At 56.2% G+C, this 20,658-nt stretch carries 19 protein-coding genes and 1 other RNA gene; 10 read left to right on the forward strand and 10 right to left on the reverse strand.

Features of this window, described 5'->3' with window-relative positions; genetic code table 11:
• The first annotated feature begins 15 nt into the window (after window positions 1-15).
• A complete protein-coding gene (locus TR2A62_RS09350; RefSeq protein ID WP_040820553.1) occupies window positions 16-1,446 on the forward strand; it encodes a D-alanyl-D-alanine carboxypeptidase family protein in 1,431 nt (476 codons plus the stop codon).
• 50 nt (window positions 1,447-1,496) lie between these two features.
• Complete coding sequence (locus TR2A62_RS09355) at window positions 1,497-2,192, forward strand: fumarylacetoacetate hydrolase family protein (protein ID WP_009158394.1); 696 nt, start codon at window positions 1,497-1,499, stop codon at window positions 2,190-2,192.
• Between the two features lie 40 nt (window positions 2,193-2,232).
• On the opposite strand, the gene TR2A62_RS09360 is transcribed toward TR2A62_RS09355, so the two are convergent.
• The 5 genes from TR2A62_RS09360 to TR2A62_RS09380 all read right to left on the reverse strand — a co-directional run bounded on the left by TR2A62_RS09360 (window position 2,233) and on the right by TR2A62_RS09380 (window position 8,670).
• Complete coding sequence (locus TR2A62_RS09360; RefSeq protein ID WP_009159492.1) at window positions 2,233-3,846, reverse strand: ABC transporter ATP-binding protein; 1,614 nt, start codon at window positions 3,844-3,846, stop codon at window positions 2,233-2,235.
• On the reverse strand, window positions 3,843-4,949 hold the full coding sequence (locus TR2A62_RS09365; RefSeq protein ID WP_009160076.1) for an ABC transporter permease: 1,107 nt from the start codon (window positions 4,947-4,949) through the stop codon (window positions 3,843-3,845). Before TR2A62_RS09365 ends, TR2A62_RS09360 begins: the two co-directional genes overlap by 4 nt.
• Entirely contained in the window at window positions 4,949-6,028 is a 1,080-nt protein-coding gene (locus TR2A62_RS09370; RefSeq protein WP_009158146.1) for a microcin C ABC transporter permease YejB, read from the reverse strand. Before TR2A62_RS09370 ends, TR2A62_RS09365 begins: the two co-directional genes overlap by 1 nt.
• Before the next feature lie 22 nt (window positions 6,029-6,050).
• Window positions 6,051-7,973, reverse strand: a complete 1,923-nt coding sequence (locus tag TR2A62_RS09375; RefSeq protein WP_009159986.1) for an extracellular solute-binding protein — start codon at window positions 7,971-7,973, stop codon at window positions 6,051-6,053.
• 175 nt (window positions 7,974-8,148) lie between these two features.
• Window positions 8,149-8,670, reverse strand: a complete 522-nt coding sequence (locus TR2A62_RS09380) for a cytochrome c family protein (protein ID WP_009158622.1) — start codon at window positions 8,668-8,670, stop codon at window positions 8,149-8,151.
• A 127-nt stretch (window positions 8,671-8,797) separates the two neighbouring features.
• On the opposite strand from TR2A62_RS09380, the gene TR2A62_RS09385 reads away from it, so the two are divergent.
• Complete coding sequence (locus tag TR2A62_RS09385) at window positions 8,798-9,631, forward strand: prephenate dehydratase (RefSeq protein ID WP_009157892.1); 834 nt, start codon at window positions 8,798-8,800, stop codon at window positions 9,629-9,631.
• 11 nt (window positions 9,632-9,642) lie between these two features.
• On the opposite strand, the gene TR2A62_RS09390 is transcribed toward TR2A62_RS09385, so the two are convergent.
• Both TR2A62_RS09390 and nudC read right to left on the reverse strand, forming a co-directional pair.
• Window positions 9,643-10,110 (reverse strand): SRPBCC family protein, encoded by a 468-nt coding sequence (locus TR2A62_RS09390; protein WP_009160225.1) that lies wholly within the window; start codon window positions 10,108-10,110, stop codon window positions 9,643-9,645.
• Between the two features lie 51 nt (window positions 10,111-10,161).
• Window positions 10,162-11,121, reverse strand: coding sequence for an NAD(+) diphosphatase (nudC, locus tag TR2A62_RS09395; protein WP_009159180.1), 960 nt, complete (start codon window positions 11,119-11,121; stop codon window positions 10,162-10,164).
• A 135-nt stretch (window positions 11,122-11,256) separates the two neighbouring features.
• Between nudC and TR2A62_RS09400 the strand changes: the two genes are divergently transcribed.
• Window positions 11,257-13,056, forward strand: coding sequence for a 5'-nucleotidase C-terminal domain-containing protein (locus TR2A62_RS09400; RefSeq protein WP_009158534.1), 1,800 nt, complete (start codon window positions 11,257-11,259; stop codon window positions 13,054-13,056).
• A gap of 41 nt (window positions 13,057-13,097) precedes the next feature.
• Window positions 13,098-13,196: signal recognition particle sRNA small type (gene ffs / locus TR2A62_RS18140), an RNA gene on the forward strand.
• 7 nt (window positions 13,197-13,203) lie between these two features.
• On the opposite strand, the gene TR2A62_RS09405 is transcribed toward ffs, so the two are convergent.
• A complete protein-coding gene (locus TR2A62_RS09405) occupies window positions 13,204-13,683 on the reverse strand; it encodes a dual specificity protein phosphatase family protein (protein ID WP_009157669.1) in 480 nt (159 codons plus the stop codon).
• Between the two features lie 251 nt (window positions 13,684-13,934).
• On the opposite strand from TR2A62_RS09405, the gene TR2A62_RS09410 reads away from it, so the two are divergent.
• From TR2A62_RS09410 to recR, 3 genes are read left to right on the forward strand one after another with little or no spacing between them, the layout of a single operon-like run.
• Window positions 13,935-15,692 (forward strand): DNA polymerase III subunit gamma/tau, encoded by a 1,758-nt coding sequence (locus TR2A62_RS09410; protein WP_009159271.1) that lies wholly within the window; start codon window positions 13,935-13,937, stop codon window positions 15,690-15,692.
• A gap of 42 nt (window positions 15,693-15,734) precedes the next feature.
• On the forward strand, window positions 15,735-16,079 hold the full coding sequence (locus TR2A62_RS09415; RefSeq protein WP_009159869.1) for a YbaB/EbfC family nucleoid-associated protein: 345 nt from the start codon (window positions 15,735-15,737) through the stop codon (window positions 16,077-16,079).
• A 7-nt stretch (window positions 16,080-16,086) separates the two neighbouring features.
• On the forward strand, window positions 16,087-16,680 hold the full coding sequence (gene recR, locus TR2A62_RS09420) for a recombination mediator RecR (protein WP_009160200.1): 594 nt from the start codon (window positions 16,087-16,089) through the stop codon (window positions 16,678-16,680).
• A gap of 9 nt (window positions 16,681-16,689) precedes the next feature.
• Here recR and TR2A62_RS09425 read toward each other — a convergent pair whose 3' ends face one another.
• A complete protein-coding gene (locus TR2A62_RS09425; RefSeq protein WP_009158885.1) occupies window positions 16,690-17,862 on the reverse strand; it encodes an FAD-binding oxidoreductase in 1,173 nt (390 codons plus the stop codon).
• Between the two features lie 24 nt (window positions 17,863-17,886).
• A complete protein-coding gene (locus tag TR2A62_RS09430) occupies window positions 17,887-18,636 on the reverse strand; it encodes a DUF1013 domain-containing protein (RefSeq protein WP_009158093.1) in 750 nt (249 codons plus the stop codon).
• A gap of 129 nt (window positions 18,637-18,765) precedes the next feature.
• Here TR2A62_RS09430 and TR2A62_RS09435 point away from each other — a divergent pair, with 129 nt between their 5' ends.
• Window positions 18,766-19,401 carry a ribonuclease T2 gene (locus TR2A62_RS09435; RefSeq protein ID WP_040821378.1) on the forward strand — a complete coding sequence of 212 codons (636 nt, stop codon included), beginning with the start codon at window positions 18,766-18,768 and terminating at the stop codon, window positions 19,399-19,401.
• A gap of 203 nt (window positions 19,402-19,604) precedes the next feature.
• Complete coding sequence (locus TR2A62_RS09440) at window positions 19,605-20,624, forward strand: TRAP transporter substrate-binding protein (protein WP_009160626.1); 1,020 nt, start codon at window positions 19,605-19,607, stop codon at window positions 20,622-20,624.
• Window positions 20,625-20,658: the final 34 nt, after the last annotated feature.

Consider the following 20,658-nt stretch of genomic DNA (forward strand, 5'->3'; position numbering starts at 1 on the left):
GTGTCAAGTCGGCTGATGCATTTCGTCCGCATAGGGCTATTTCTATTTGTGATCCTGAGCATTCCGGTGCGGGTGGCAGCAGCCCCCTATGCCGCAATGGTTATTGATGCGCGCACAGGTGAGGTTTTGCACTCACGCAACGCCGATACCCGACTGCATCCCGCATCCTTGACCAAGATGATGACGCTCTACATCGCTTTTCAGGCGGTCGAGCGCGGTGAACTCTCACTGGATACGATGATTACGATCCCACGTGTCGCTGCAAACGAGCCCCCCTCAAAATTGGGCCTACGTGCCGGTCAAAAAATCCGCCTGCGCTACCTCATTCGTGGCGCTGCGGTGAAATCCGCCAATGACGCGGCCACCGCAATCGGTGTTGCCATCTCTGGATCCGAGGCGGCATTCGCACGCCGCATGACACGCACAGCCGAAGCGATGGGCATGTCCCGCACGACGTTCAAGAACGCGCATGGTTTGACCGAAAACGGCCATATGTCGACGGCACGCGATATGACGAACCTCGGACGTCACATGATTTATGACTACCCGCAGTATTATAACTTGTTTTCACGCCGTTCTGCTGATGCAGGCGTTCGTGAAGTCGCCAATACCAACCGTCGATTGCTTGGCAATTACCGCGGCGCCGATGGCATTAAAACAGGCTACACACGTGCAGCTGGCTTTAACCTCGTAGCATCTGCCGAGCGCGGCCAAGAACGCGTCATTGCGACCGTCTTTGGTGGTCGATCGAGTGCCACTCGCAACGACCGCGTTGCCGAACTTCTCGATATGGGCTTTGCCCGCGCACCGGCGCGCGCAGCGCTCCGTCGACCATCCTTGCCACGGTACACTGGCAACGGCGGATCAGCCCCAAGTCCGACCCAAGAATACGCACCCGGCACAGCAGGTAAGGTCATCCGCGTCGTGCGGGCACCAACATCTAGCCCGCGCCCGCATGCCCGTCCGATCCAAGCACCCGCAGCTGCGCCAGAGCTCTTGGTCAGCCCGCTTGATATTCTCGAGGCTGTCGAAGAGGCACAGGCCGTCGAAGTCGCAGTTGCTGCACCGACAACGGCCCCCGCGGCCCCAACAGTTACGCCCCAAGCCCGCCCGGCCAGCTTGACCCTTACCGCCACGGCCCAGCCTGCGGCCCCTGCCGCGCCCGCGCAACCCGTCCAAGAGGTTGTCACGCGCGTCTCGACCAGTGGTGAATCTCATTGGGGGATCAACGTGGGGCGTTACAATTCCCAGCGCGGTGCAGAACGGATGCTGATGCGCACGGCTCTGAACGAAATGAGCACGCTCGACGGGTCGTTGCGCCGTGTTGTACGCCGCAACAGCGGCTATGACGCGAACTTTACAGGTCTGAGCCGTGAAATGGCCGATCTTGCCTGTCGCAGGCTCCAAGCACGCGGAACAACCTGTTTTATGATCGGTCCCTCTTGATCTTTGCGCTTGGGTAACATGATCTGCTCTTGAACATTCAGGAGCTGACCATGGCCATCCTCGCACTACGCCCCCCTTCGACGGAAATCACTCTCGCCACAACCAGCCCAGACACCTTTGTCGGTCTGCACCGTATTTTTTGTGTTGGCAGAAACTACGCCGAACATGCGCGCGAAATGGGCCATGATCCAAACGCGGAACCGCCCTTCTTTTTCTCAAAACCGATCACAGCCGCCGTCCCAAGCGTAGCGACGCTGCCATTTCCTGTCGCGACAGAGAACCTGCACCACGAGGCCGAGTTGTGCGTCCTGATCAAAACGTCGGGCGCGAACATAGATGCCGCAGATGCACTGGACCACGTTTGGGGGTATTCGACCGGCAACGATCTGACCCGCCGCGATGTGCAAGCACAGGCAAAGAAAAAACGTCGTCCATGGGATATGAGCAAAGGCTTTGATCAATCCGCCATCTTTGGCGCCGTGGCCCCTGTTTCGGAAGTGGGCCATCTAGAAGGTGCGCGCATTCGTTGCGATGTGGACGGTGTCACAACCCAGTCCGCTGACCTGTCCGATATGATCTGGCCTGTCGCCGACGTCATTGCGTTTTTGTCGACGTTGGTCACGCTACATCCCGGCGACCTCATCATGACAGGCACCCCTGCGGGCGTTGGCCCGATCAAGCGCGGTCAGACATGCCGCGTTCAGATCGACGGGCTCGAAGATGCGGCCGTGACCTACGCGCCATAATGTCGGTGTTTTGGAACCTTCAGAGCCGGGCATCAGCCCCCTACTCTTCTACAGCGCCCTCGATGGCGTGACCTTCAAACGCGGCCGTCATCAACGCACGGGTATAGTCGGTCTCTGGTGCGTCAAATATCTGGGCGGCATCTCCTGCCTCGACAACGTCGCCTTGCTTCATGACCATAACCTTGTGGGACAACGCACGCACAACTTTTAGGTCATGGGAAATGAACAGATAGGCCAGCTGATACTTGGCCTGTAGTTCGCGGAGTAATTCGACAATTTGCACTTGGACCGTCATATCCAACGCGGATGTGGGCTCGTCCAAGACCACAAGCTTTGGACGCAAGATCATCGCACGTGCGATCGCGATCCGTTGACGCTGGCCACCCGAAAACTCGTGCGGATACCGGTGCATCAAGCTGGGATCAAGCCCGACTTCGACCATGATTTCTGACACCATCTCGCGCGTTGTTTTACCGTCGCGCGTGCCGTGAATGGTCAAGCCTTCTGCGATGATCTGCTCGACCGTCATACGCGGCGAAAGCGACCCGTATGGGTCTTGGAATACGATTTGTGTGTCTTTGCGCTTGGGCCGCATCGCCTTGGGCGACAGCCGATGAATATCATCCCCTAGAAAGACGATCCGCCCCTCGGACGGGATCAGCCGCATGATCGCCAGCGCAAGCGTCGTCTTGCCTGATCCGCTCTCGCCGACAATGCCAACCGTTTCGCCTGCGCGCACCTGTAGCGTCGCGTCGTTAACCGCACGGACATAGTCGACGGTTCGACGCAACAACCCTGCCTGAATGGGGAACCAGATTTTTAGGTTCTCGGTCTGGGCCACGACAGGCGCGTCCTCGGGCACGGGTCCCGGCAGACCTGCTGCCTCAGCCGACAGCAACATCTGTGTGTAGGGGTGCTGAGGGTTGCCAAAGATCTCTTCGGTCGGGCCATGCTCGACGATCTCGCCGTCCTTCATCACGCACACGCGGTCCGCAATTTTGCGCACAATCGTCAGGTCATGTGTGATGAACAGCAGGCTCATCTGTTCGCGTTCCTTTAGGTCGGCCAACAGATCAAGAATTTGCGCCTGAATGGTCACATCCAGCGCCGTCGTAGGCTCGTCCGCGATCAAGAGATCGGGCCCGTTTGCCAATGCCATTGCGATCATGACCCGTTGACGTTGCCCACCAGATAATTGGTGCGGGTAGCTGGTCAGACGCTTTTCTGCATCACGAATGCCAACCTTGTTCAACAGTTCAACAATGCGGTCGCGCACAGCATCGCCGCGCAAACCCTGATGCAACTCGATCGATTCACGCAGTTGCTTTTCCAATGTGTGCAGCGGGTTAAGCGATGTCATCGGCTCTTGGAAGATAAAGCTGATGTCGTTGCCACGAACACGTTGCAGTTCGCTTTCGGCGGCGCCAACCATCTCGGCGCCCTCATAGCGGATCGACCCCGTTGTCGTGGCGCTATCCGCAAGCAGATCAACCGTGGACAGGGCCGTCACAGACTTGCCCGACCCGCTCTCGCCGACCAATGCGACAGTCTCGCCTTTGTTCACATGGAAGGTCACACCCCGTACCGCATGGGTCGTCTGACCGTCTTGGCGAAAGCTGACGTTTAGATCACGAACATCCAGAACGCGGGTCATAAAAAGGTCTTTCTGGGGTCAAAGGCATCGCGCACACCCTCAAAGATGAACACAAGCAGCGACAGCATGATCGCAAAGGTAAAGAACGCCGTGAACGCAAGCCACGGTGCCTGAAGGTTCTGTTTCGCCTGCAATGTCATTTCACCCAACGACGGAGCCGACGACGGTAAACCAAAGCCCAAGAAATCTAAGCTGGCGAGACCGGCAATCGTACCCGTAATCAGAAACGGCATCAGCGTGAGGGTCGCAACCATTGCGTTGGGCAACATATGGCGGAACATGATCGTCGCGTTCGAGACACCCAACGCCCGCGCCGCACGGACGTATTCAAAGTTCCGAGCGCGGAAGAATTCTGCCCTGACAACGCCAACCAATCCTGGCCAGCTAAAGAGCACGGTCAGCAGGACAAGCAGCCAAAAACTTCGCCCCAAAATCGCGAACATAATGATGATGATGTAGAGCGACGGTATGCCGGTCCAAATCTCGATGAAGCGCTGGGAAATCAAATCGAACCAGCCGCCGAAATAGCCAGAGGCTGCACCCACAGCGATCCCGATAACGGACGCAAATCCAGTGACCAGCAAGGTATAAAAGATCGACAATCGAAAGCCGTAGATTACGCGCGCCAACACGTCCCGTTTGGTGTCATCCGTGCCCAACCAATTCGAGCCGTCCGGCGCCGACGGGGCCACCCCCCGTACATCCACAATCGTGTCGTATTTGAACGGAATGACAGGCCAGAGCATCCAACCTTTGTGGAAATCATCGCCGGTTTCGATACCCTGATCCGCCTGTTCAATCAGCGCCTCGGGTTCGTCAAAACAGTCGATGTTGCCACCTGTCGTGATCAAGCACCGCACCTCGGGATCTGAATAGACCGCCTCGGTCCGGAAATCGCCACCGAACTGCGTCTCGGGATAGAATTTGAACACTGGCGCATAGATTTCACCGCGGTAGCTGACAAGGATCGGTTTGTCGTTTGCGATGAACTCCGCGAACAGTGACAACGTAAACAACACCGAGAAAATGATCAGTGACCACAAGGCACGCTTGTTGCGCTTAAAGTTGGTCCAGCGGCGTTGGTTTAGCGGGGACAGGGCCATTATCCTCTCCTCTCGAAATCAATGCGCGGATCGACAAACACATACATCAGGTCAGACAGAATGCCGACGACGAGCCCCACAATCCCGAACACAAAAAGCGTGCCAAAGATCACCGGATAGTCGCGAGCAACCGCCGCCTCAAAGCCCATGCGCCCCAATCCGTCGAGCGAGAAGATCGTCTCGATTATGAGGCTGGAGCCAAAGAAAATTCCGATAAAGACCGACGGGAAGCCCGCGATCACGATCAACATCGCGTTGCGGAACACGTGACCGTATAGAACCTTTTTCTCGGATAGGCCTTTGGCCTTGGCCGTTGTGACATATTGCTTTTTGATCTCGTCTAGGAACGAGTTCTTTGTCAGTAACGTCAGCGTGGCAAACCCCGAAATCGACGAGGCCAGAACCGGCAGCGTGATGTGCCAAAAATAGTCAGCGACTTTGCCGATTGCAGTCAGGTCCTCAAAGTTGTCCGAGGTCAAACCGCGTAATGGGAAAACCTTGTAGTAAGAGCCGCCTGCGAACAAAACCAACAGCAGGATGGCAAACAGAAATCCAGGGATCGCATAGCCCACGATGATCGCACCTGACGTCCATGTATCGAACCGCGACCCGTCACGCACCGCTTTGCGAATGCCCAAGGGGATCGAGATGAGATAGGCGATCAATGTCGACCACAGGCCCAGACTGATTGAAACAGGCAGCTTTTCCTTGACCAGATCAACCACACTGATCGACCGGAAATAGCTCTCTCCGAAATCAAACCGGACGTAGTTCCACAGCATGTTGAGGAACCGCTCCAGCGGCGGTTTGTCAAAGCCAAACTCTTTTTCCAGCTCTGCGATAAAGTCATCGGGTAGGCCGCGCCGACCAACACTTTCGTCAGCAGCTTCGGTTTCGATGCCAGCGTCTCCGCCAGACCCATCGATGCCGCCAAACACGTTCCCCTCGCCCTCAAGTTGGGCCAAGACCTGTTCAACCGGACCGCCCGGCACAAACTGGATCAGCGCAAAGTTGATGATCAAGATCCCAAGCAGCGTCGGAATAACCAGCAACAGTCGCCGGAGGATATACGCGCCCATGTGTGTGCCCCTGCCCTAGTGCTTAGAACGCGCCGGCGGCTTCGAGAGCTTCGCCTTTTTCCGCGTTGTACCACCAAAAATCCAACTCGCCGCGGGCGAACGGTGGCAACACTTCGGGGTGCTCGTACATGTCATAATAGGCCACGGTGTGTTTGTCCTTGAACCACTGTGGTACCCAGAAATTCATATGGCGCAACACACGGTCCAAGGTCGTCACGGCCGTTTGCATTTCCTGTAGTTCGCTGGCGTTGATGATCACCTCGATCAACGCATCAACCGCAGGATCAGCTACACCCATCGCATTTCGTGTGGATTCGCTAACCGCTTCCGAGCCGAAATATTGCTTTAGGCCCGATCCCGGTTCGAATGACATCGGCATCTGGTGTGTGATCATATCAAAGTCATAAGACCGCTCACGGTCTGTCGCTTGGGCATAATCCACGCGGTCCAGTGTCGCTCTGACGCCCAAACGCTCGAGGTTTTGAACATACGGGCTGATCACACGGTCGAACGCTGGGCTGGATTCTAGGAACTCTACCTCGAGCAGCTCGCCGTCTTTGCGGCGCATACCGTCGTCACCAACGATCCAACCAGCCTCGTCCAACAACGCAGACGCACGGCGCAGGTTGCCACGATCAAGCTGGCGATCAGAAGATGCCGGCCCCAAACGCGCATCAGCGGTCAAGATCGACGCATCGATCAACCCTTGATCGACCAGCGGCTGTAGCAAAGCAAGCTCACCTTCGCTCGGCGCACCAAAGGCGGCCATATCTGAATTTTCCCAGAAGGAATTGATCCGTTCGTACAGACCAAAGAACAGCGTCTCGTTTGACCATTCGAAATTGAACATCAAGCCGATCGCTTCGCGAACCCGTGGGTCTTGGAACTTTTCGCGGCGCAGGTTGAACACGAACGACTGGCTCGTTGCCATGCTGCCGTTCTCCAATTCGGTTTTGACGACCCAACCTTTTTCAAGCGACGGGAACTCGTAGCCCGTTGCCCACTGCTTGGACGAGTTTTCGGACCGGAATGTATAAGCACCAGATTTGAATGCCTCAAAGGCGGCCGACCCATCGGCGAAATATTCAATGCGGATGCGGTCAAAGTTGCTGCGCCCTAAGTTGATTGGTAGGTCAGCGCCCCAATAGTCGGGGTTGCGTGCGTAAATGATGCGCCGTGGGATATCAAAGCTTTCAAGCTGATAGGCAGACGATCCCAAACCAGGGTCCAGCCGCGATTCGTCGAGACGCGCGCCTGTTTCTTCGTACCATTTTTGCGAGAACGCGGGCATGCCGCCCGCCAGTTCAATCACATCGCGGCGCGGCGCATCTTCGGTAAAGGTGAACTTGATCGTGAAATCATCGACCACGTCGACGTCCGAGATTTGCCCGCCAAAGGCTGAGCGAAACGATGGCAATCCCTGCTCCATCAACAGATCGAATGAGAATTTGATGTCATTCGCAGTCAACTGCGAGCCATCTGAAAATTTAGCCTCTGGGCGCAGATTGAAAATCACCCAATCCTTGCTCTCGGGATATTCCATTGTCGAACACAACAGGCAGTACGACGCAGTAGGGTCATCCGCGACGGTCGTCAAAATGTTTTCAGTGCCTGCACTCGCCAAAGCACCAGAGCGGCCTTTGCGCGTGTAGGGGTTAAAGCTGTCAAATGTACCTGGAACCCAAGTCGAGATCTCGCCACCTTTTGGTGCATCTGGGTTCACATAATCAAGGTGGGTAAAGTCAGCGTCGTATTTGAGTTCGCCAAAGAATGAATACCCGTGGCTTTCGATAATGGCTTCGTGGCTGTCGCCAAACACCTGCGTCGCGACCATCCCCAATCCCAAGACTGCGCCAGAGAGCATCATGATCCCAGTTCGCACATCTCGTTTGGCAGCTTTGGCCTGCGACTGGGTGCGGCTTGGCTTATGATTGGGTTTTGACATCTTATGATCCTCCACGGCGTGCATTATCCCTTAACATGAAGCTAAGACGCCTAGTGTCGAACATTCAAGTTGAGATTCTGTGATCGCGGCGTGAACACAACGTTCGCACCCCGTTGCACAAACAAAAAGACCGCCCCAAGCAGGAGCGGTCTCAATTCTTGAAAATTCAGCAGATTTAATTGCCGATGCTCTCGAGATAGGCAATCACGTTCACACGGTCAGCTTCTTTGCCGAGACCGGAAAAACCCATCGCTGTGCCAGGGGCCCAGCCCTTAGGGCTCTCGAGGAAGCCAAACAGTTCGTCTTGGCCCCAAACATCAGCCTGAGCGACCAGCGCACCGGAATAGCCATAGCCATCAACCGACCCAATATCGCGGCCAACAACACTGTAGAGGTGCGGGCCAGTGCCGTTCACGCCGTCCTCGAGAACGTGGCATGCCGCACATTTGCGTGCAAATACCTGCTCGCCGGCAGCCAAATCAGCCGAACCCATGAGAGCGGCCACATCAACGGCCTCTTCAACCATTTCTTCGTCGCCATCAGATTCGACCTCAATCGAATAGGCTTGCTCGTGGTCGCCGTGGCCGTGGCCACCAACGTGATAAATCTCTTCGGCAGCCCATTTGCCCAAAAGCATAACCAAAAATGTGCCGCAAACTGCGCCCAAGATTTTGGTGAAAGTCATTGTGTCGAACATGTCGCGTTCCATTCCGATCCAAGTTTGCGGCTGTCTATCCGCTTCCCCCCTATACATGCAAGGTGTAGAGCCGCGACTAAACGCGCATTTTCGCATATAAATACATCGAACTGGGGACATGACTTAAATGACCGCAAGAATTTCATTCCAAGGCGAGCTGGGCGCCTACGGCCATCAGGCCTGCGTGACGGCCCGTCCCGACCATGAACCGCTGCCCTGTGACACCTTTGTCGATGCGGTCGAGGCCGTGCGCCGAGGGGATGCAGACCTTGCGATGATTGCGGTCGAAAACTCAACTTATGGCCGCGTCGCCGACGTGCATTCGATCCTACCCAATAGTGGTCTGCACATCACAGACGAAGAATTCGTGCGTGTCCAAATCAACCTGTTGGGACGCCCGGGCGCGTCGCTGGATCAAATCACCACCGCGCACGGCCATGTTGTGATTCTCCCTCAATGTTCGCATTTCTTGCGTGAGCACGGGATCAAAGGTGCTATCAGTTCCGACAACGCAAAGGCCGCACGCGATGTGGCTGAAGGTGACGACATGACCGCCGCCGCGTTGGCGTCAGAGCTGGCAGCATCGATCTACGGCTTGGACGTACTGGCCCGCAATATCGAGGACGCCGACAATAACACCACCCGCTTTGTCGTAATGGCCCGCGAGCCGGACCTAAGCAAACGCGGCAAACACGGCATGGTCACCAGCTTTGTCTTTCGTGTGCGGAACATTCCTGCGGCCTTGTACAAGGCGATGGGCGGCTTTGCGACGAACGGCGTCAACATGACCAAACTCGAGAGCTATATGGTCAACGGTCAATTCACCGCGACCCAGTTCTATGCAGAAATCGAAGGTCACCCTGACGACCAAAACGTCAAACTCGCGATGGAAGAGCTGGACTACTTCACCGATCACATCGCGTTGTTGGGTGTTTATCCGGCGCATCCATCACGCCGGTAATGATGTAGTGATCAGGCGTTGCGCTGCTGACGTTCTTCTACATCTTTAGCGAAATCAGCGAGCCGTTGTTTTAGGCGGTTCGTCAGAGTGCCGCGCGCCAATTTCATCGACTGCAATAACAAACGGGATGACAGCGTTTTCGCCGAAATCTCGATGGCGATGCTCAGACGGGTCCGCCCACGAGACAGTGCGACCAGTTCAACAACTGTGCTTACTTCAATCCCGCTAGAGACACTTTCAACGCGAAACTCATTCGGACCGTCAAAGTTCTCGATCTCTGAACGCGCGGACCGCTGTTTGCCGCGGAATGAAAAGGACAGATCCCAAGCAGACCCAACGCCATACTCTGCATTGCGATCCAACCGCTCTACATCGGCACCACGACGAAGGATCGAACGTTCAAAACTGGAAAAATCCGTGACTTCGCCCCAAAGGACATCAATTGGGGCTGCGACGTCCTCTTTGAGATCAAAGTTCATATTCCACGCCTCGAGATCGTTCAGTGATATTATTTTGCTGCGACTGTCCCTCTATTCAAGGGTATCTGCAAGCCAGTTCAATAGAAGAAAATGCGCAATTGCGCCGGGCCGTGCCGGTTTGATCACAGGATGGGTCCCCGCAAACACATCTGTCATTTCCTCACGTGTGACCCAGATCGCGTCTTCGATTTCGGCAGGGTCGATCGTGATGTCCCGAGATATCGCCTCACCCCAGCAGCCAAACATCAAAGATGCAGGAAACGGCCACGGCTGGCTCGCCAGATAGCCGACTTCGCCAACTTTGATACCAGCCTCCTCGACGACTTCACGACGTACAGCCGCCTCGAGCGTTTCACCCGGCTCAACAAACCCAGCCAACAACGAATACATTCCTTCTGGCCAACCGGGGGACCGCCCCATCAATACCGAGTTTCCATGAAGGATCAGCATGATGACGACGGGATCGGTGCGCGGGAAATGATGGGCGCCGCATGACGGGCAATTGCGCTGCCATCCGGACATCGCGATATCGGATTTGGCGCCACATTTCGCACAAAACCCATGAGAGGCGTGCCAATTCTGAACAGCCTTAGCCGTCGCTGCCAGCTCTGCTTCCCGTGGTGACAGTTGCATCATAATCGCGCGTAACTCGCAAAACACATGATCCTCAGGAACGCTTGGGTGATGCTGTGCCGACGGATCTAGGAATTCACCCAACGACCCGAGGTCCTGATCCGCGGGCTCCCAACCCGAAACATCATAGGCCAAACGGGGTGCGCCATCTTCTAAACCCAGAAAGATCGGGGCTTCGGTCGCGTGTTCAACAATCGGATGCGAGAGATCCAAACGAACCAGCTGTCTGGCCTCTTGCCCCGATACCATCGGTTTACCGCGCCACAAAACGATCGCACGCGCGGTTGGATCCAAAAGCAATGTCTCGATATCGTCGCGCAATTCGGCGGCGCGATTCAAACCAGATCCGCCAAATGTCACTGTTTGTGCGTGTTTCATGATTGTGACATGCCACGCTGCAATGACCGGCGCAAATCTAATTCATCGGACAGACCATCACGAAACGCTCGACACATGCGCGACAATCATCATTAATAACGGTTCGCAACAGGCTCATTCGGGGAGGGCTGTAGAATGCGCGACCTATCTTCGATGGCACCAACCGGAAGTCTGCGTATTCTCGCGACCTCCGACGTTCATGGCCATGTCCTGAGTCATGACTATTTTTCCGGCGTCGACACGGCTGGCATTGGTCTCGAAGCAACGGCACAATTGATCAAACAGGCGCGGTCTGAAGCGGACGCGTCGATCCTGTTGGACAACGGTGATTTCCTACAAGGCGGCGCAATTTCCGACGTAGCGGTTTCGTTGTGGCAAGAAGGGGACGCCAGCCCCAACCCCATCATGACGGCCATGAACACGCTAAAGTATGATGCTGTTGGGCTGGGGAACCACGAATTCAACTATGGTCTTAGCTATTTAGACGCCGTTGTCGCACAGTCGAAATGTCCAATTTTATGTTCTAATATGCGGACGATTGATGGCGATTTGCGGTTCCAGCCATGGACGTTGATCCGGCGCACTGTGCAATTCTCTGACGGATCACGGCAAACAGTGACGGTTGGCGTGTTTTCGGTGCTGCCACCCCAAACGCTGAAATGGGATCACGCGCGTCTTTCCGGTCGGGTGACAATCGACGATATGCTAACAGCGGCAAAATCAACGATCAAAAGCCTGCGTGTAGCAAAGGCAGATGTGATCATTGCGCTGGCACATACCGGCCTCTCGACCAAGCCCTATTCCCCGTTTTGCGAAAATGGTGCTCGCGCATTGGCCGCGCTTGAAGGGGTAGATGCCGTGGTTTTCGGCCATACCCATTTGCAATTTCCTAATGCGGGCGATCCAACCCAAAAACTTGCCAAACCCGCCGTTCAACCCGGCGTTTGGGGGCGCGACTTGGGGGTCATTGATTTGACCCTTGCCCAAGAGAAATCCGGTCAGGTCACCGTTTCAGACAGCACCGCAACGCTCAGGCACACGCCCTCTGGCGGGGCACCTTCTATCGACAAGGGCCTTCGAAAAGCTTTGGTTTCAATCCACCAAGAAACCGCGCGCAGAATGCAGCACCCAGTCAGCACCTTGGACAAACGACTGCACAGCTATTTTGCGGCACTCGGACCTACGGCTTTGTCTGATGTCATCAACGCAGCCCAAATTGACGCCATCAGAACCGCACTGCCCCCAAGTGATTTAGACGGCGCCCATCTGATTTCAGCCACCTGCGTGTCCAAGGTCGGGGGCCGCAACGGATCAACCTACTACACCGACGTCCCAGACGGGCCTTTGACCTATAGTGGACTCGCCGACCTTTACGTGTTCAACAACACGATTGCCGCCGTCGAGGTGAACGGCGCGCAACTCAAATCTTGGGTGGAAGACGTCTCACGTATCTTCGCAACACTGAACGCAGACGCGCCGTCGCAAACTCTCTTAGATCCACAATATCCCGCATATGACTTTGACCACTTTACGGATTTAGACATCAAATACGATCTAAGCCGCCCCATCGGAAACGGTCGATTGGCGAGCCTGCACTTCATGGAAAAACAGGTCGAGGACACCGATCGTTTTGTGGTAGCGACGAACAATTACCGTGCGACGGGTGGTGGTGATCTGACGGCATTGAAGAGCGCCAAATCGATCTTTTCGGCGCCAATCACATCGCGCACAATCTTGCAGGAATTTCTGGCCACACCTCCCGACTACGCAGCTCTTCGCACAGGGCAAACGACGCTGTCAGCGGCGGCTGGGACACGGTGCATTTTCTCAACCGGACCAAATGCGCAGGACGTTTTGACAGATCTGCCGTTTGAGACCTACCGCGTGAGCGGTCTGACACCAGACGGTCGGCTCGAGATTGAACTGACGTTCTAGCGCCCTCTTGCGTGGCCTGAACAATCGCCCTATATCGACGGTGAGAGGTTGGCGCGGGCGAGCGCCTCGCCAACCTGGTCAGATCCGGAAGGAAGCAGCCACAACGAGCCCCGCTTGGGTCGATGTCCAGCCTCTCACCCGCCCCAATTAGGTGGCTTTAGCCCATGCCATCTGTGCGTCTGTCTCGACCGCACAGGGCCGCGCTGCGCGCAATCGGTCTAGCGCAGCCTCAGCGGCCTCGCCACTGTCGACCATCAATCGCAAGACCACCATACCCGAGCGTCCGCAACCTCCGAAACAATGCACCAACACCCGAGCGCCAGCCCCGATCTGTTCGCATAGGTCCTTTGAAAGAACAGGCCAGCGCGCTAAAATATCATCGGTCGGTGCGCCAAAATCCTCGATTGGCAGGTGAAGCCAACGGGCCCCGATGCCCGCCAGTTGGGTTTCTATATCGGCGACGCCATGACGCTGCATTTCGGCCAATGTGGTCATTGAGATAACGATCGTTGGCTTCCAGTCAGCGATGGTGCAAAAATCATCCTGCAGAGACCAGCGCCCCGGTAGCGGCGACAATCCCAATGCGCCACGGTCCATTTCGATCTCTGTGATTGTAAATTCGCCCATTTCTCACCTGTCTTGGCCGATAGGTTTTGTAGTTGGACATTGGCCGTTTTGATAGCCAATGCGCAAAACAATTCTGAACATCCGCCAAATATTGCGCGTCCCGCATTGCGCGCAATGCAATATGGTCGAAGCGGTATGGCGCGGATCGCCCAGCATACCGGCCAAGGCGGTCTTCTGACGCCTTTAATCACCTAGACCTCTGCCCCCTCGCAACCTAGGATCACAGAAGCTTTCGAATCCACGGATAATGTATGACTGACGCACCCGAAACTGCCTATCAGGTCTTGGCTCGCAAATACCGGCCCGAGACGTTTGTCGATCTGGTCGGGCAAGACGCGATGGTGCGCACGCTAAAGAATGCGTTCGAAGCAGACCGTATCGCACAAGCCTTCATTATGACGGGCATTCGCGGAACCGGTAAAACAACGACGGCGCGGATTATCGCCAAGGGCATGAACTGTATCGGCCCTGACGGAAACGGCGGCCCCACAACCGATCCTTGTGGCACCTGCGAGCATTGCACCGCCATCATGGAAGGTCGCCATGTCGACGTGATGGAGATGGACGCAGCGTCTCGTACAGGTGTCGGCGACATCCGCGAAATCATCGACAGCGTGCACTACCGTGCCGCCAGCGCACGCTACAAAATCTATATCATTGACGAGGTGCACATGTTGTCCAAGAACGCGTTTAACGCGCTCTTGAAGACACTCGAAGAGCCGCCCGCCCACGTCAAATTCATCTTTGCGACCACTGAAATCCGTCAGGTTCCGGTCACTGTTCTGTCGCGATGCCAACGGTTCGACCTGCGCCGCATCGAACCCGAAGTCATGATAGCCCTAATGCGCAAGATCGCGGCATCTGAAAGCGCTGAAATCACGGATGATGCTCTAGCACTCATCACGCGAGCGGCCGAAGGGTCTGCGCGCGATGCAACGTCTTTGCTGGACCAAGCCATTTCACACGGTGCGGGCGCGACGACTGCGGACCAAGTCCGGTCCATGCTCGGCTTGGCTGATCGTGGCCGTGTGCTCGACCTTTTTGATATGATCATGCGCGGCGATGCACATTCCGCATTGAGCGAGATTAATCAACAGTATGCCGATGGTGCCGACCCAATGGCAGTACTGCGCGATCTGGCGGAAATCACCCACTGGGTTAGCGTGATCAAAATCACGCCCGAGGCCGCCGACGACCCGACCGTATCGCCCGACGAACGTACCCGAGGCACACAGATGGCCAGCGAATTACCCATGCGTGTGATGACGCGGATGTGGCAAATGCTGCTCAAGGCGCTCGAAGAGGTCGCAATGGCCCCAAATGCGATGATGGCCGCCGAAATGGCAGTGATCCGTTTGACCCATGTGGCTGACCTGCCAACACCGGGTGATTTGGTCACCAAGCTCAAGGACCAGACACCGCCTAGCGGCGGTGGTGGCGGAGGCCGTGCGCCACAGCCCGCAGGCTCGTCCGAGGCACGCGCATCAGCGTCTGCCCCAATGACAAGCGGTGGCGGCCAAGCCCGATCAGGTGGCGCTGTGACGGCTCTGGCCCAAGATGTCGACGAAGCCCTCTCGCGCTTTGTCACCTTTGACCACGTGGTCGAATTGATACGCACCCACCGCGATGTCAAATTGCTGGTTGAGGTCGAAACAGGCGTCAAACTGGTCAGCTACAGCCCCGGACGCATCGAATTTGCGCCCTCAGACGCCGCCCCTCAGGATTTGGCCCAACGTCTGGGATCACGGCTGCAAGCCTATACCGGAAATCGCTGGGCGATCTCGGTTGTTGCCGATGGTGGTGCACCTACCATTGCGGACCTGCGGGACGAAGCTGACAACGCGCTCAAAGCCGAAGCCGCGGCACACCCGATGGTCCAAGCCGTGCTGACCGCCTTTCCAAAATCGAAAATTACAGAGATCCGGACACCTGACGCGATCGAAGCAGAGGCCTTTACCGATGCCCTGCCCGAGGTCGACGAAGAGTGGGATCCGTTTGAAGACAGCTAATTCCGACATATATCGGAACAATCACAACTGAGGAGACAGCAGATGTTCAAAGGATTGGGCGCCATGGGTGACATGGGCAAAATGATGAAAGCCGCGCAGGAAATGCAGGGCAAGATGGCGCAGCTACAAGAAGACATGCACAACATCATGGTCCAAGGCGAAAGCGGCGCGGGTCTGGTCAAAGCCACAGCAACGGCCAAGGGCGAGCTCAAGACGCTCGACATCGACCCTTCGATTTTTTCTGGCGACGACAAAGAAGTGGTCGAGGATTTAATCCTTGCGGCAATCAAAGACGCGCAGTCCAAAGCGACCGACCGCGCCCAACAAGAAATGTCCAAGCTGACCGAAGGCATGGGTTTGCCCGCCGACATGAAGCTGCCGTTTTAAGACGGCCATGCGCGACGCGACCAAAGACATTGATGATCTGATCGAAATGATGGCCAAGCTGCCCGGGCTTGGCCCCAGATCGGCGCGCCGTGCTGTTTTGCATTTGATCAAGAAACGGTCGCTGTTGTTCACGCCTCTTGCGGACACCATGCAAACAGTCGCGGCCACGGCGCGCGAATGCCTAAACTGTGGCAATGTTGGCACCACCGATATTTGCAGCATCTGCGAAAGCGAAAAGCGCGCAACAGGCGAGCTATGTGTTGTTGAAGACGTCGCAGATCTCTGGGCGATGGAACGGTCGGGTGTGTTCAAAGGGCGCTATCACGTTCTGGGCGGAACCCTTTCAGCCTTGGATGCGATTGGCCCAGACGAGCTGCGCATCCCCAAACTAATCACCCGCATCCAGACCGAAGAGATCACCGAGGTGATCCTCGCGTTGAACGCCACCATCGACGGCCAAACCACCGCGCATTATATCGCCGACCAATTGCCAACAATTACGGTCACGTCGCTCGCCCAAGGTGTACCTATCGGCGGCGAGCTCGACTATTTGGATGACGGCACAATCACCGCAGCCTTGCGAGCGCGCAAAACGTTCTAGGCCGAGGGCTTAGACGGGCACCCGCGTGTCAGGGTCTGTCCGTCCCATAACAGCCTCGGCCGCCAATCGTCCTAGCTCGTCACTGTTTTTCGCGCCGCGCCCGCATCCTGCAACCGCCACTGCGATGTGATTGCCTAACATGTCAATGATCGGGTGGTTGTGCGGGGTAAAGGTCGTGACGCAGGGCTTTACAACCACCTCTTGGATCGCCAAGTCCGGCATCCGGTCGCGGATCATATCCGTCAACATCTCTCCCACCTCAACCGAGCCACCTGACCGGAACCAATCACGCATATCCTCATCGTTGGTCAGCTCAATGTCAACGCGGTCACCACCGATTTTGAGGTAATGATGGCCGTCAGGATACTTGATCGCAGGCAACAGATAGGGATCTTCGCCAGTTGGATAGACATGGATCAACGACGGCATCCAAGCGAGACGCGCGGCCTCGGCGTCCGTGACCCGAAACATCGCAACCGTACGCGCATAGACCGTAAGCGGCAGCGCATCATCCATCAGTTTGTTCGTGAACCCGCCTGCTGCAACAATCGCGCGGTCAAAGCGCAACGTCTGGCCCGCCAGTTTGATCACAGCACCCGTAACACCGTCCCGCACGTCCAGAACTTCTGCATCAATAATCTGCGCACCGCCCCGCGTGGCTGCGATCCCTTGGGCACGGACCAGATTGCGCGGACTAATATGCCCCGCCTCTTTGGGCTGGTAATAGGCGCGGGTATCATCGGGAAACTGGAAATACGGGAACCGTGCGGCAATTTCGGCGCCATCGAACCGCTCTGCCATGACACCGTTGCCAGCCATCACAGTCTCTAACGAATGCACATAATCGCTGTCTGCTGGCCCTGACATCATCGCGCCAACCTCGTTAAAGAACGGCACGCCAGATGCCGCTTCGATGTCGCGGTAACGGCTGATCGAGGCAAGGCTCACACGCGACCAAAACGGATACGGATCTAACCCGCGCGTAATGCGACCCTCGTCATAATGGCTGCCAAAAGGTCCGTTGTGCGTGGCAAACTCGGTCGGTTCGGAAGGGCCAATCAATGTGACCTCGTGCCCCATCAGCGTTAAATGCCGTGCGGCCGCCGAGCCGATCAATCCCCGTCCAACTACCGCAATGCGCATAAAAAACCCCTGATCCGTTTGGATCAGAGGCTTGGACATTTTCACTGTAGGGGCAAGCAGAAATTAGGGCTGCTCGTCCTCGTCAACACCCTCAGGCAGGTTAAAGAAGCTGTCGGCGTCTGGAACGCTTGTGTCTTCGTCAGGCTCAGGCGCGTCGCCCAATGTAAATGTCTCGAGACCCGAAATCGCCGTTGGGATTTTTGGCTCTGCTTCCATGCCAAGACTCTGCTCCGTGGACACCAGCTTGCGGCGTTCGTCATCGGACATGACGCCACCTTCTTTGGCTTTCTTCGCGTTCGCCTTTTGCACCGCACGGTCCAGCTCGGACTGTTTACACAGGCCCAGTGCGACCGGATCGATCGGCTGGATGTTTGCGATATTCCAGTGCGTCCGCTCGCGGATGGCCTGAATGGTTGGCTTGGTTGTACCGACAAGCTTGGACACCTGACCGTCCGACAGCTCGGGGTGGAATTTCACCAACCACAAGATCGACGCAGGGCGGTCCTGACGCTTGGACAATGGCGTGTAGCGTGGACCACGACGCTTTTCTTCGCCAACCGCAGCTGCGTAGAATTTCAGCTTGAGCGAATGCAGCGGGTTCTCTTCCGCTTTGGTCAGCTCTTCTTGGGTCAACTGGTTGTTGGCAATCGGGTCAAATCCTTTGACGCCAGTCGCGACATCGCCGTCTGCAATGCCTTGGACTTCCAACTCGTGCAGACCACAAAAATCCGCAACCTGCTTGAACGACAGGGTCGTGTTGTCAATCAGCCAAACAGCTGTGGCTTTCGCCATAATTGGTTTGTTCTCTGCCATCGTCTTCTCCATATCAAAACGACATAACTTTCCCGCGCCCTTGAAGGGGCTGACCGCTGGGGCCGGGTTCTCGTTGTCGGGGAACTTGGGGTGTATATAGTGAAACGTGACCAAATAGAAAAGATCAAAATGCCCAGACTGTTTACTGCTCTTGCCACACTCTTTTTCACGTCCACGGCTATGGCCGAGGATAAAGCCGGTGATTTCGACTATTACGTGCTATCTCTTTCGTGGTCGCCCACGTGGTGCGCGATCGAAGGTGACGGCCGTGGCTCGCCTCAATGCGACGCATCCGAGGACTTCGGCTGGATTTTGCACGGGCTCTGGCCACAATACCACCAAGGCTGGCCCAGCTTTTGCAACACTCGGTTCTCGCCCCCATCCCGCGGTCAAACTGGGGATATGGCCGATATCATGGGGACATCTGGTCTGGCTTGGCACCAATGGCGCAAACATGGCGCGTGTTCGGGCCTGTCACCCTCGGATTATTACGCCCTATCGCGCGAAGCCTACGAACAGGTGAACCGCCCAGAAGTGTTCCGCAAACTCGACCGGTCCGTCACCCTGCCCGCATCAGTGGTCGAAGAGGCGTTTCTCAAGGCCAACCCCACATGGGAGCCAGACATGCTGACCATCACCTGCAAACAAAACCGCGTTCAAGAGGCGCGCTTGTGCCTGTCGCGTGATTTGACGCCAGTGCCCTGTGGCCGCGATGTGATCCGAGATTGCCAAATGACCAACGCGCTCTTTGACCCAATTCGCTAATATTGTTGCGAACGACTCGCAATTAGGGCGCGCAGTACCTATCTATAAGGCAGAATCGAACCGCAGCACTTGTTCGCCTTCTATGCCTTGCACAAACGCTTCAAACCCAAGGTCATAATCCGCTAGTGTTTTGAAGCGAAGCGTTTTACCAAATCAACCATCGGAACGATCTCGCACCGAGATTTGCCACTTGAGGATACGACATGAAACCGATCTTTACCGCCCTTTTGGCAGGCGCCGCATTCGCAACAACCGCAACCGTCGCAGCTGCTCAGGACGTCAAATTGCGCGTTCACCACTTTCTCCCAGAGCGTGCCTCGCTGCATGCTCAGTTTTTGGTCCCATGGGCCGAACAGGTCGAGGCCGCGAGTGTTGGAAAAATCGATATCGAACTATTTGCTGCGATGTCTCTGGGCGGACGCCCCGGTGATCTCTACGACCAAGCCGCCGATGGCGCAGTCGACATTATCCTAACATTGCCAGGCTACACCTCTGGTCGCTTCAACCAGACAGAAGTGTTCGAGCTGCCTTTTATGATGCCAAACTCCAAGGCATCGGCTGGCGCGTTCTGGGATATGATCGAGAGTGACCTGCAAGACGGCGAATATGACGAGACCCAGATCCTTGCCGGTTGGGTCCACGGTCCTGGTGTCATTCACACCAAAGAGCCCGTCGAAAAGCTTGAAGATCTGGCAGGCATGGAAATGCGTGGCCCGACCCGCATCATCACCGACCTGCTGGGCGAATACGGCGCGACCCCTGTCGGCATGCCTCTGCCCGCGATCCCTGAGAATATCTCGAAGGGTGTCATCAGCGGCGCTGTTGTTCCTTGGGAAGTTGTCCCATCCATCAAACTCCAAGAGCTTGTGACCAATCACACCGAGTTTGATAGCGACACAGCCCTTTATACAGCGACCTTTGTTCTGGCGATGAACCTCGACAGCTACGACGCTATGCCCGACGACCTGCGCGCTATTCTCGACGCGGAAACAGGCAAAGCCCTGTCGATGAACGTCGGCCAAATGATGAGCGATTGGGACGCGCCATCGCGCGAAATCTCCCAAGGCAACAACATTATCACTCTTTCGGCCGAAGAATCCGCTCGTTGGAAAGACGCAGCACAGCCGGTCTATGACCGCTGGATCGAGCGTGCGGCAGACGAAGGTTTTGACGGCACGACGACCATCGCCAAGGCCCAAGAGCTGATCCAAGCCAACATGTAGCAAACGCAGACCTCGGCTGTGTCATAGCCGCCGA

Source organism: Thalassobium sp. R2A62, assembly GCF_000161835.1.
Lineage (GTDB): Bacteria > Pseudomonadota > Alphaproteobacteria > Rhodobacterales > Rhodobacteraceae > Thalassobium.